General features: G+C 63.3%; 12 protein-coding genes. 10 read left to right on the top strand and 2 right to left on the bottom strand.

Annotated elements, in window-relative coordinates; translation table 11 throughout:
- A partial coding sequence (locus tag NKI72_RS08200; protein WP_352850032.1) for a sugar-binding transcriptional regulator occupies positions 1 to 703 on the top strand: 703 nt, incomplete at its 5' end.
- Positions 704 to 777: 74 nt separating this feature from the next.
- Here the strand turns inward: NKI72_RS08200 and NKI72_RS08195 are convergent.
- Entirely contained in the window at positions 778 to 963 is a 186-nt protein-coding gene (locus tag NKI72_RS08195) for a hypothetical protein (protein ID WP_023676996.1), read from the bottom strand.
- A gap of 110 nt (positions 964 to 1073) precedes the next feature.
- On the opposite strand from NKI72_RS08195, the gene gcvA reads away from it, so the two are divergent.
- The 9 genes from gcvA to NKI72_RS08150 all read left to right on the top strand — a co-directional run bounded on the left by gcvA (position 1074) and on the right by NKI72_RS08150 (position 10985).
- Positions 1074 to 1985, top strand: coding sequence for a transcriptional regulator GcvA (gene gcvA, locus NKI72_RS08190; RefSeq protein ID WP_352835803.1), 912 nt, complete (start codon positions 1074 to 1076; stop codon positions 1983 to 1985).
- 212 nt (positions 1986 to 2197) lie between these two features.
- A complete protein-coding gene (locus tag NKI72_RS08185; RefSeq protein ID WP_352814026.1) occupies positions 2198 to 3508 on the top strand; it encodes an ABC transporter substrate-binding protein in 1311 nt (436 codons plus the stop codon).
- Between the two features lie 114 nt (positions 3509 to 3622).
- Entirely contained in the window at positions 3623 to 4495 is an 873-nt protein-coding gene (locus NKI72_RS08180; RefSeq protein WP_023676993.1) for a carbohydrate ABC transporter permease, read from the top strand.
- Positions 4496 to 4506: 11 nt separating this feature from the next.
- Positions 4507 to 5331 (top strand): carbohydrate ABC transporter permease, encoded by an 825-nt coding sequence (locus tag NKI72_RS08175; protein WP_023676992.1) that lies wholly within the window; start codon positions 4507 to 4509, stop codon positions 5329 to 5331.
- A gap of 51 nt (positions 5332 to 5382) precedes the next feature.
- The gene (locus tag NKI72_RS08170) at positions 5383 to 6387 is read left to right on the top strand and encodes an ABC transporter ATP-binding protein (protein WP_352835801.1); all 1005 of its coding nucleotides are present in this window, start codon (positions 5383 to 5385) and stop codon (positions 6385 to 6387) included.
- The gene (locus tag NKI72_RS08165) at positions 6384 to 7154 is read left to right on the top strand and encodes an L-iditol 2-dehydrogenase (protein WP_352835798.1); all 771 of its coding nucleotides are present in this window, start codon (positions 6384 to 6386) and stop codon (positions 7152 to 7154) included. Before NKI72_RS08170 ends, NKI72_RS08165 begins: the two co-directional genes overlap by 4 nt.
- 70 nt (positions 7155 to 7224) lie before the next feature.
- A complete protein-coding gene (locus tag NKI72_RS08160; RefSeq protein ID WP_352835795.1) occupies positions 7225 to 8703 on the top strand; it encodes a mannitol dehydrogenase family protein in 1479 nt (492 codons plus the stop codon).
- 15 nt (positions 8704 to 8718) lie between these two features.
- Positions 8719 to 9402 carry an HAD family hydrolase gene (locus tag NKI72_RS08155; RefSeq protein WP_352449475.1) on the top strand — a complete coding sequence of 228 codons (684 nt, stop codon included), beginning with the start codon at positions 8719 to 8721 and terminating at the stop codon, positions 9400 to 9402.
- Entirely contained in the window at positions 9399 to 10985 is a 1587-nt protein-coding gene (locus tag NKI72_RS08150) for an FGGY-family carbohydrate kinase (RefSeq protein WP_352835793.1), read from the top strand. The genes NKI72_RS08155 and NKI72_RS08150 overlap by 4 nt, the downstream gene beginning before the upstream one ends.
- A 13-nt stretch (positions 10986 to 10998) precedes the next feature.
- Here the strand turns inward: NKI72_RS08150 and NKI72_RS08145 are convergent, their stop codons facing one another.
- Positions 10999 to 11580, bottom strand: a complete 582-nt coding sequence (locus NKI72_RS08145) for a histidine phosphatase family protein (protein ID WP_352835806.1) — start codon at positions 11578 to 11580, stop codon at positions 10999 to 11001.
- Positions 11581 to 11638: the final 58 nt, after the last annotated feature.

The following is an 11638-nucleotide window of genomic DNA, read 5'->3' as shown; positions in this document are numbered from 1 at the left end:
GGCGGCCCCCCCTGATGCGCCCCCCCCCTCCCCGCCGGCCGCGGCGGGGGCGCGGCCGAACATCCCCCGGGGGCGGGGCCCCCGGGGGCCTAGGTCCGGCGCCCCGGCCCCGGGCCGCACACTGAAGGCCGCGATCGAGCAACTGCCGCCGATGGAATGCCCGCAGCACAAGGTGGTATCGCTGACCGGCAACATCTCGCCGGACGGCTCGGCGGCCTTCTACAACGTCATCTTCACCATGGCCGACAGGGTCAAGGCGCGTTCGTTTCCGATGCCTTTGCCGGTCATCGCTTCCTCGCCCGAGGAGCGCGAGATGCTGCTCAGCCAGCCGATGATCCAGCCGACGCTGGCGCTTGCGGCCGAGGCCGACGTCACCTTTGTCGGCATCGGCGATCTCGGCCCGAAGGCGCCGCTTTACGAGGACGGCTTCATTTCGGAGGGTGAATTAAAGGCGCTGCAGAAGGCCGGCGGCGTCGCCGAGATCGTCGGCTGGGTATTCGATCGTGACGGCCGCATGATCGAGGGCATCACCAATGATCGGGTGTCGTCGGCACCGCTGCCGTCGCGCGAAAAGTCGCTGGTGATCGCGCTTGCCATGGGCGACCGCAAGCTGCCGGGCATCTTCGCTGCCGTCAACCGGCGGCTGGTCAACGGCCTCATCACCGATGAGCGGACCGCCGCCGCCTTGCTGGCGGGCGCATGATCTCCGAGCCGCTGGCGGTCGGAAACGATCATGTGAAATCGAAACGCATCTGAATCCCGATAAAACGAGCGTCACTACTGGTGCCGGCCGCAAGGATCGTTGCCGTCGAGAAAGCCCATGTCGCGCTGCAGATGCGGCGGCAGCTCCCGGACGTCGAGATAGGCCCGTTTCCGCGCCGCGTGCCTTGCCAATCCCCGCGCCAACTGTGAAAACCAGCCATGGGCTGGAGCAAGAAGCAGCTTTTCCTGTATTGTGGTCATGATCGTCAGCCTTCGCTATCTCTAGGCGTAATTGATCTTCAATACGGAATATCGGTAGGACCGGCCGGTGCCGCCAATCAAACGTCGATCACTGCCCATAAGGAGGGCTTATGCCGGAGCTCAATTCACGACAGCTGGTTTCGCAGCTTCCTCCGCTTCAGGCGATCCGGGTGTTCGAGGCGGTGGCGCGGCATCTCTCGTTCACCAAGGCCGCCCAGGAGCTTGGCATGACGCAGGCGGCGGCAAGCTATCAGATCAAGCTTCTGGAGGAGCGCATCGGCGCGCCCCTATTCTTGCGCCAGCCAAAACAGATCGTGCTGACCGAACCCGGCCAGCGCCTGGCGCCCGCGGTCAGCGAGGCGTTCGCGCTGTTGAGCGGCGCCTATGCCGCCGCGCGCACCGGCGCCGACCGCGTGCTTTGCGTTTCGACGCTGCTGACATTTGCCTCCAATTGGCTGGCGCAGCATCTCGGTTCGTTCCAGGTCGCGCATCCGTCGCTGGCGGTGCGCGTCGATACTTCGAACAGGGTTGTCGACTTTGCCAGAGAGGATATCGACATCGCCATCCGCTCCGGCGGCGGCAACTGGCCGGGCGTCGAGACCCATATGCTTTTCAGGGCCGATTTCACGCCGGTCCTTAGTCCAAAGCTCGCGGCAAGCATCGGCGGCGTCAAGGAGCCGGCCGACCTGCTGCGGCTGCCGATCCTCGACCCGGGTGACATCTGGTGGCGGGACTGGTTTGCCGCCGCCGGCCTGCCGGTCGAGGAGCTGGCCAAGCGTCCCGGCACCAGCATGGGCGCGCAGGCCTACGAGGCCAATGCCGCGATTGCCGGCCACGGCGTGGCGATCGTTACCAAGGCGCTGTTCAAGACCGAACTTGCCGACGGCCGCCTGATCCAGCCCTTTGATCTGGTCGGTGACGACGGCCACGCCTATTGGCTGGTCTATCCGACGGCACGACGCAACGTGCCGAAGATCCGCGCCTTCCGCGATTGGATCCTGAGCGAGATCGCTTGCCAGTAGGCTGAATCCCAGCAAGCCCGAGCAAAGCGCCGGGCCCAATCAGCCCGGCCGAATCCTTCGTCAGACATGCCGCAAACGTCCCAGGCTTGCCGCTGCACAAGACCCGGCGTGCTGCGCTGCAGCAACGAATCCGTCTTGACATAATTCATCGCAAGTGAGTAATTGCTCACAGCCAAGGCAAATGCTCATCTTGGTTTATGGGAGGAATTTTGATGAAACTTCGCACGTTCACCCTAGGCCTGTTCTCGGCCAGCGCCCTCGCTTTCGCCGCGCATGCCGAATCCATCACCATCGCCACGGTCAACAATGGCGACATGGTCCGCATGCAGAAGCTGACCGACGACTTCACCGCCAAGAATCCCGACGTCCAGCTGCAGTGGGTCACGCTCGAGGAAAACGTCCTGCGCGAGCGCGTCACCACCGACATCGCCACCAAGGGTGGCCAGTACGACGTGATGACCATCGGCACCTATGAAGTGCCGATCTGGGCCAAGCAGAACTGGCTTTTGCCGCTCGACAAGCTCGGCGACGATTACGACGTCAAGGACATCATCCCGGCCATAGCCGGCGGCCTGTCGGTCGACGGCAAGCTCTACGCAGCCCCGTTCTACGGCGAAAGCTCCTTCGTCATGTACCGCAAGGACCTGATGGAAAAGGCCGGGCTCAAGATGCCCGATGCACCGACCTGGGACTTCATCAAGCAGGCCGCCGACAAGATGACCGACCGCGCCAACGGCGTGAACGGCGTCTGCCTGCGCGGCAAGGCCGGCTGGGGCGAGAACATGGCCTTCCTGACCGCCATGTCGAACTCGTTCGGCGCGCGCTGGTTCGACGAGAACTGGAAGCCGCAATTCGACCAGCCCGAATGGAAGAACACGCTGCAGTTCTATGTCGACCTGATGAAGGCCGACGGCCCCGAGGGCGCGTCGTCCAACGGTTTCAACGAAAACCTGGCGCTGTTCCAGCAGGGCAAATGCGGCATGTGGATCGATGCTACCGTCGCTGCCTCCTTCGTTTCCGACCCGAAGAACTCCACCGTCGCCGACAAGGTCGGCTATGCGCTGGCGCCGGACAATGGCCTCGGCAAGCGCGGCAATTGGCTGTGGGCATGGTCGCTAGCCATCCCCGCCGGCACGCAGAAGGCCGACGCCGCTCAAAAGTTCGTATCCTGGGCAACCAGCAAGCACTATGCCGAGCTCGTCGCCTCGAAGGAAGGCTGGGCCAACGTTCCGCCGGGAACGCGCTCGTCGCTCTATGCCAATCCCGAATACCAGAAGGCAGCACCTTTCGCCAAGATGACGCTGGACTCGATCAACTCCGCCGATCCGACGCACCCGACCGTCAAGCCGGTGCCTTATGTCGGCGTCCAGTTCGTCGCCATTCCTGAGTTCCAGGGTCTCGGCACCACCGTCGGCCAGCTCTTCTCGGCGGCACTTGCCGGCCAGTCGAGCGTCGACGATGCCTTGAAGCAGGCGCAGGACGCCGCCACCGCGACGATGACCGAAGGCGGTTACATCAAGTAAGCTCCTCCCGGTGCCGGTTGCCAATGGCGACCGGCAACGGCCGCCCGAATCCCAGTTCGGGCGGCCAGCTTTCACACCGCTGAAAAACTTGGCCGACCTCGAAGGGTGACCGTCATGGCTACTCAGCAGACCCGTTCGCTTGCCCGTTTCATGATGGCGCCATCCGTGGTGCTGCTGCTGGTCTGGATGATTGTGCCGCTGGCATTCACGCTGTGGTTTTCCTTCCAGCAATACAACCCGCTCAATCCGATGCGCGACGGCTTCGTCGGGTTTTCGAACTACGCGCTGTTCTATTCCAACCCGGCATTCCTGCAGTCGATCCTCAACACGCTCACCATCGTCGTCAGCGTGCTTTTGATCACGGTGATTGGCGGTATTCTGCTCGCCCTTCTGCTCGATCAGCCGATGTGGGGACAGGGCATCGTCCGCATCCTTGTCATCTCGCCGTTCTTCGTCATGCCACCGGTGGCAGCACTGGTCTGGAAGAACATGATCATGCATCCGCAGTACGGGGTTTTCGCCGATATTGCGCGCTTCTTCGGCGGGCAGCCGATCGATTGGTTCGGGCAGCACCCGCTCCTGGCGATCATCATCATCGTTGCCTGGCAATGGCTGCCGTTTGCTACGCTGATCCTGTTGACCGCGCTTCAGTCGCTCGACGTCGAGCAGAAGGAAGCCGCCGAAATGGACGGCGCCGGCTTCATCAGCCGCTTCATCTATTTGACGCTGCCTCACATGTCGCGCGCCATAACCGTCGTCATCCTGATCCAGACGATCTTCCTGCTGTCGGTCTATGCCGAGATCCTCGTCACCACCAACGGCGGCCCGGGTTACGCCTCCACCAACCTGCCCTTCCTCGTCTATCAGAAGGCATTGCTGGAGTTCAAAATCGGCCAGGCGTCCGCCGGCGGTATCATTGCCGTCATTCTCGCCAACATCGTTGCCTTCTTCGCCATGCGCGCTGTCGGCAAGAACCTGGATAAATAAGGGAGGATAAGATGGCACGTGCAGTCACCACCCAGCACAAGACGATTGCTACCGCGGCCGCCTGGATCGTCGCGCTGCTGATCTTCTTCCCGATCCTCTATACGATCATCACCTCGTTCAAGTCGGAGCAGGAGGCTATCCAGGGCTTCAACCTGTTCCCGTCGGGAACCACGGAGAGCTATTCCGAGGTCCAGGCGCAGAACGGCTATTTCAAATTCTTCCTGAACTCGGTGTTCCTGTCGGTCGGCTCGACCATCCTGGCTCTGCTCGTCGCCATACCGGCGGCATGGTCGATGGCGTTTTCGCCGGGCAAACGCACCAAGGACATCCTGATGTGGATGCTTTCCACCAAGATGATGCCGGCCGTCGCCGTGCTGTTTCCGATCTATCTGATCTTCCGCGATACCGGTCTGCTCGACAGCCGCATCGGCCTGATGGTCATGCTGATGCTGATCAACCTGCCGATCGTGGTCTGGATGCTTTACACCTATTTTCGCGAGATCCCGGGGGAGATCCTGGAAGCGGCGCGCATGGACGGCGCATCGCTCTGGAACGAGATCATCTACGTGCTGACGCCGATGGCGGTCCCCGGCATCGCCTCGACCATGCTGCTCAACATCATTCTCGCCTGGAACGAGGCGTTCTGGACGATCCGGCTGACCACCACCGAGGCCGCGCCGCTCACCGCTTTCATCAGCTCCTTCTCCAGCCCGCAGGGGCTGTTCTGGGCCAAGCTTTCGGCCGCCTCGACGCTGGCGATCGCGCCGATCCTGATCATGGGCTGGTTCAGCCAGAAGCAGCTGGTCCGAGGCCTGACATTCGGTGCGGTAAAGTAGCGGGCATCGCCTGACGCAAAACGAAAAGATAGCCCTTCGGGGGAGGAAACCATGGGAAACATCACGCTCAAGAACGTCTCCAAATCCTTCGGGGCGACGTCCATCATCCTCGGCCTCGATCTGGTCATCGAGGACGGAGAGTTCGTCGTCTTCGTCGGCCCGTCGGGCTGCGGCAAATCCACCCTGTTGCGTCTGATCGCCGGTCTCGAGGATACCAGCGGCGGCACCATCATCATCGATGGTCGCGACGTCACCGGCGAGGCGCCGGCCAAGCGCAAGCTGGCTATGGTGTTCCAGTCCTATGCGCTCTACCCGCACATGACGGTGGCCAAGAACATCGCCTTCCCGCTGAAGATGGCGGGCGAGGACCAGGCGACCATCGACAAGAAGGTGAAGGACGCCGCGCGGATCCTGAACCTCACCAACTACCTCGACCGCCGCCCCGGCCAGCTCTCCGGCGGCCAGCGGCAGCGCGTCGCCATCGGCCGCGCCATCGTGCGCCAGCCGTCGGCCTTCCTGTTCGACGAGCCTTTGTCCAATCTCGACGCGGCGCTGCGCGGCACCATGCGGCTGGAGATCAGCGAGCTGCATCACCAGCTCAAGACAACCATGGTCTACGTCACCCACGACCAGATCGAGGCGATGACCATGGCCGACAAGATCGTCGTGCTCAATGCCGGCAATATCGAGCAGGTCGGCTCGCCGATGGAGCTCTATAAGACGCCGAAGAACCTGTTCGTCGCCGGGTTCATAGGTTCGCCGAAGATGAACCTGATCGAAGGCGCGCCGGCCGCCAAATATGGCGCCAAGACAGTCGGCATCCGCCCGGAGCATATGAACATTTCGAAGACGTCAGGCGACTGGAAGGCGACGGTCGGGGTTGCCGAGCATCTCGGCTCCGACACGTTTTTGCACGTCCAGGCGGATGGTGTCGGGCAGCTGACGGTGCGTGCCGACGGCGAGTTGGCCGCCCATCACGGCGACACAATCTACCTGACGCCGGAAAAGGCCAAGCTGCATCGTTTCGGCGCCGACGGGAAGGCGATGCTGCAATGAGGCTCCGGGGTAAATCGGCGCTGATTACCGGATCGGCGCGTGGCATCGGCAGGGCGTTTGCCGAAGCCTACATGCGCGAAGGGGCGACGGTCGCGATTGGCGACATCAATCTCGAAGCCGCCGAGAAGACGGCTTCGGAAATCGGCCGCAATGCCTACGCGGTAAAGCTCGACGTCACCGATCTCGCGTCTATCGATGAGGCCGTCAAGGCGGTCGAAGCCAGGGCCGGCGGCCTCGATATCTTGATCAACAACGCTGCTTTGTTCGACTTGGCGCCGATCGTCGAGATCACCAAGACAAGCTACGACAAATTGTTTTCGGTCAACGTCGCCGGCACGCTGTTTACGTTGCAGGCCGCCGCCCGTTCGATGATTGCCCGCGGCAAGGGCGGCAAGATCATCAATATGGCAAGCCAGGCCGGGCGCCGCGGCGAGGCGGTGGTTGCCGTCTACTGCGCCACCAAGGCCGCGGTCATCTCGCTCACCCAGTCGGCAGGGCTCGACCTGATCAAACACCGCATCAATGTCAACGCGATAGCACCGGGCGTCGTCGACGGCGAGCATTGGGACCATGTCGATGCCTTGTTCGCCAAGTTCGAGAACCGGCCGAGAGGCGAGAAGAAGAGGCTGGTCGGCGAAGCCGTGCCTTATGGCCGCATGGGCGCGGCGCAAGACCTCACCGGCATGGCGGTGTTCCTGGCCAGCGATGAGGCCGAGTACATTGTCGCGCAGACCTATAATGTCGATGGCGGCCAGTGGATGAGTTGAGGGGGCGAAGGCGCTCTTCCCCCCGTCTCCTCCACGGGGGGAAGAGCCGTCCCGCTAAAGGGTAAAGCAGATGACCGTGAAACTCTCTTCTTCCATCCTCGCCAAGCTGCCGCCCAAGGTCGCCGGCCCGAAATACGATCGCGCCGCGCTCAAGGCCGGCTTCGTGCATTTCGGCGTCGGCAATTTCCATCGCTCGCACCAGGCCGTCTATCTCGACGACCTGTTCAATTCGGGTGTCGGCCACGACTGGGCCATTGTCGGCGCCGGCGTCTTCGAAGGCGAGAAGGTCGGCCGCGGCAAGCTGCAGGAGCAGGACTGGCTGACCACCGTGGTCGAGCAGGACAGCGGCCATATGAGCGCGCGCGTCACCGGCGTCATGATCGACTTCCTGGTGCCGGGCGATGCGGCCGCAATCGTCGAGCGGCTTGCCGATCCGGCGATCAAGATCGTCTCCCTGACCATTACCGAGGGCGGCTATTTCATCGATCCGGCATCCGGCGTCTTCAATCCGACACATCCCGACATCGTTGCCGACGCTGAGCCGGGGGCGACGCCGAAGACCGTCTTCGGCCTCGTTCTCGCCGGGCTGCTGCGCCGCCGCGCCGACGGTATCGTGCCCTTCACAATCATGTCCTGCGACAACATTCCCCATAACGGCCACGTCACCTCAGATGGCGTCATCGGCCTTGCGCGGCTAATCGACGAAGGTTTGGCAAACTGGGTGAGCGAGAACGTTGCGTTTCCCAATGGCATGGTCGACCGCATCACGCCGGCCACCACCGACCGCGAGCGCGGCATTCTCTCCAGCGAGTTCGGCCTCGACGACAATTGGCCGGTGTTTTGCGAACCGTTCAAGCAATGGGTGCTGGAGGACCGTTTCACCGACGGCCGCCCGCCGCTGGAAAAGGTCGGCGTGCAGTTCGTCAGCGACGTCGCGCCCTATGAGCTGATGAAGATCCGCATCCTCAATGGCGGTCATGCGACCATCGCCTATCCGGCCGGGCTGATGGACATCCATTTCGTCCATGAGGCGATGCAGGAGCCGCTGGTACGCGGCTTCCTCGACAAGCTCGAGCATGACGAAATCATCCCGACCGTGCCGCCGGTTCCGGACACCGATCTCGAAGATTACTACCAGCTCATCGAGCACCGCTTCTCCAATCCGAAGATCGGCGACACCATACGCCGGCTTTGCCTCGACGGCTCCAACCGCCAGCCGAAATTCATCATCCCGACCATCACCGACCGGCTGAAGACTGGCAAAAGTGTCACCGGCCTTGCGCTGGAATCGGCGCTCTGGTGTCGCTACTGCTTCGGCACGACGGATTCCGGTGCCGTCACCGAGCCCAACGACCCGAACTGGGGCCGGTTGCAGGCGACGGCCAAGGCGGCGAGGGACATGCCTGCCGCCTGGCTTGCCATGGAGGACATCTATGGCGATGTCGGCCGCTCGCCGCCGTTCGCTGAAGCCTTCGGCCAAGCGCTGAGACTGCTGTGGGCGGACGGCGCGCGCGCGACACTGACGCGCTATCTCGCCGGCGACCTCTGAAGCCGATCCAGCGCGATGACGCCTGAACTGGTCATTTTCGACTGTGACGGCGTGCTGGTGGACAGTGAGATGCTGTCCGTCTCGGCATTGCTGGAGATGATCGCGCTTGCCGGTGGCAACGTCAGCGAGGACATTGCCTACGAGCACTTCCTCGGCAAGAGCATGAAGAGCGTCCGCGAAATCCTCGCAAGCGACTTCGGGCTCGATCTCACCGAGCAGCATCTGACCGAGATGCGCTCCGAACTGATGCGCAGATTCCGCGAGGAGCTGAAACCGATGCCAGGTATCGCACAGGTCCTGCCGAGGCTCGGCGTACCGTGCTGCGTCGCCTCCTCCGGCACCCTGGAACGCATCCGCTATGCGCTCGACGTCACCGGGTTGCTTGGGCTGCTGGAGCCGCATTTGTTCAGCGCCGCCATGGTGGCGCGGGGCAAACCGGCGCCCGATCTCTTTCTCCATGCAGCAGATAAAATGAGAGCGGCCCCGCGAAACTGCCTCGTCGTCGAGGACAGCCCGGCCGGCATCGAAGCGGCGCGGGCGGCCGGCATGCGCGTCCTTGCCTTCACCGGCGGCTCGCACACCGGCAACCCGGCATTGAAAGCGCGGCTTGCGTCGAGTGAGCCGGACTTTATATTCGCTGACATGCTGCAATTGCCCGATCTGATTGCAGGCCTGGGAGCGAGAGCAAGAACACCTTGACCAACAGTTTCGTTTGCGCGGTCGATGTCGGCACCGGAAGCGCTCGTGCCGGCATTCTCGACACCGGTGGCGCCTTGCTCGGCCGCGCCGAGCACCCGATCGCCATGCAACAGCCAAAGGCCGACCATGCCGAGCACGATTCGCAGGATATATGGTCGGCGGTGTGCATGGCCGTCCGCGCTGCCCGCGAAAAGGCGGGCGTGCGGGCCGAGGATATCGTCGGCATCTCCTTTGATGCCACCTGCTCGCTGGTGGTGCGAGACCGGCAAGGCGGCCAGCTCAGCGTGTCCGTCACTGGTGAAAGGCGCTGGGACACCATTGTCTGGCTCGACCATCGCGCAATTGCCGAGGCCGACGAATGCACTGAAAGCGGCCACGCTGTGCTCGACTATATCGGCGGCGTCATGTCGCCGGAAATGGAGACGCCGAAGCTGATGTGGCTGAAGCGCAACCTGCCCGGAACATGGAACGAAGCCGGCTATCTATTCGACCTCACCGACTTCCTCACCTGGAAGGCGAGCGGCTCGCTCTCCCGTTCACAATGCACGCTGACCGCCAAATGGACCTATCTAGCCCATGAAGCGACCGGCTGGCGGCGCGACTTCTTCGAAGCCGTCGGGCTCGGCGATGTCTTTGAGCACGGCAACCTGCCGGAAAAGGCAAGCCCGGTCGGTGCCGATATCGGCCCGCTCGGCGCGCAAGCCGCGACGGAGCTTGGCCTCACCGAAAAATGCCGGGTCGGCGCCGGCGTCATCGATGCCTATGCCGGCGCGCTTGGCGTGCTCGGCGGTTTCGCCGGTGACGCGACGAACATCGGCCGCCATCTGGCCCTGATTGCAGGTACGTCGAGTTGCGTCATGGCGATGTCGCCCGATCCGCAGCCTTTCGCCGGTGTCTGGGGCCCATATTATGGCGCAGCCCTTCCCGGCCTGTGGCTGTCGGAAGGTGGCCAGTCGGCCACCGGCGCGCTGCTCGACCACATCATCCGCTGGCATGGCGCTGGCGGCGAGCCGGATGCCGCCATGCATGCCAGAATTGCCCGCCGCGTCGCCGAGCTGCGCGCCGCCGAGGGCGACAACCTCGCCGCAAGGCTGCACGTGCTGCCCGATTTTCACGGCAACCGCTCCCCGCTCGCCGACCCGCATGCCGTCGGCGTCATCAGCGGGCTGACGCTGGATGCCTCCTTCGACAGTCTGTGCAAGCTCTACTGGCGCACCGCCGTCAGCGTCGCGCTTGGCGTCCGTCATGTGCTGGAAGCGCTGAACGAGAACGGCTATCTGATCGACACGCTGCACGTCACCGGCGGCCACACCAAGAACCCGCTGTTGATGGAGCTCTATGCCGATGCCACCGGCTGCACGGTGGTCGAGCCGCTGGCGGACGAGGCGGTGCTGCTCGGCACCGGCATGATTGCCGCCACCGCGGCTAGGCTTTTTCCCGATTTGAACGCTGCCTGCGTCGCCATGCAACAGGGCGGCAGGACGCGAGAGCCCAATCCGGCTGCCGCCGGCCGGTTCGATCGCGACTACCGCGTGTTTCTCGAAATGCACAGGCAAAGGCAGGCGCTGGACGCGATCCGATAAATCGGATCGGTTGCTATCTCTGGTTCCAGCGCCGGATGACCGGCTCGTCAAGGTCGTGCTCATAACCGAGCACGCTTATGCTGGCGGTATCCAGCACGAAAAACGCGCCGGCTTGCGGCGGCAGGCCGAGCCAGCGTGCGGCCAGCACTCTAAGGAAATGCGAGCTTGAGAAGACCAGGACATTGCTGCCGACCTCGCGCAACCGGCTGACGATCCGGTCCGCCCTCGAGCCGACATCCGTGGCGGACTCGCCGCTCGGGCAGCCGTCGCGAAAAAGACGCCAGCCGGGGCGCTCGGCGACAATTTGTTTGGTGATCAATCCCTCATAGGCGCCATAATCCCACTCCGCCAGATCGTCCTTCTTCACGCCTGACGAGCCGAAGCCGGCCAGGGCACAGGTGTTGAAGGCGCGCTGCGACGGGCTCGACCACACCGCCGAGAAGGACAGGCCCTTGAGCCGCTCAGCGATCCGCCTTGCCGCTTCCTCGCCGGCCGGCGTCAGCGGTATGTCGGTTCGGCCGGTATGTTTTCCGGACGCACTCCATTCCGTCTCGCCATGCCGAACCAGATAGATTTCGGGAAACGTGCTCATCAGGCTGCCTTTCAAATGGATCTGCCGCGACCATAGCGGCTTCCATAGCCTCTCCAACAGC

It is taken from the genome of Mesorhizobium sp. M0437, from assembly GCF_040321335.1.
Lineage (GTDB): Bacteria > Pseudomonadota > Alphaproteobacteria > Rhizobiales > Rhizobiaceae > Mesorhizobium.
The sequence above is the reverse complement of the archived record's forward strand: the minus strand, read 5'-3'. Positions and strand labels throughout refer to the sequence as shown.

Bases quoted from the DNA above. Each gene is read 5' to 3' on its own strand.
- NKI72_RS08195 (WP_023676996.1), bottom strand. From the start codon at position 963: ATGACCACAATACAGGAAAAGCTGCTTCTTGCTCCAGCCCATGGCTGG.
- gcvA (WP_352835803.1), top strand. From the start codon at position 1,074: ATGCCGGAGCTCAATTCACGACAGCTGGTTTCGCAGCTTCCTCCGCTT.
- NKI72_RS08185 (WP_352814026.1), top strand. From the start codon at position 2,198: ATGAAACTTCGCACGTTCACCCTAGGCCTGTTCTCGGCCAGCGCCCTC.
- NKI72_RS08180 (WP_023676993.1), top strand. From the start codon at position 3,623: ATGGCTACTCAGCAGACCCGTTCGCTTGCCCGTTTCATGATGGCGCCA.
- NKI72_RS08175 (WP_023676992.1), top strand. From the start codon at position 4,507: ATGGCACGTGCAGTCACCACCCAGCACAAGACGATTGCTACCGCGGCC.
- NKI72_RS08170 (WP_352835801.1), top strand. From the start codon at position 5,383: ATGGGAAACATCACGCTCAAGAACGTCTCCAAATCCTTCGGGGCGACG.
- NKI72_RS08165 (WP_352835798.1), top strand. From the start codon at position 6,384: ATGAGGCTCCGGGGTAAATCGGCGCTGATTACCGGATCGGCGCGTGGC.
- NKI72_RS08160 (WP_352835795.1), top strand. From the start codon at position 7,225: ATGACCGTGAAACTCTCTTCTTCCATCCTCGCCAAGCTGCCGCCCAAG.
- NKI72_RS08155 (WP_352449475.1), top strand. From the start codon at position 8,719: ATGACGCCTGAACTGGTCATTTTCGACTGTGACGGCGTGCTGGTGGAC.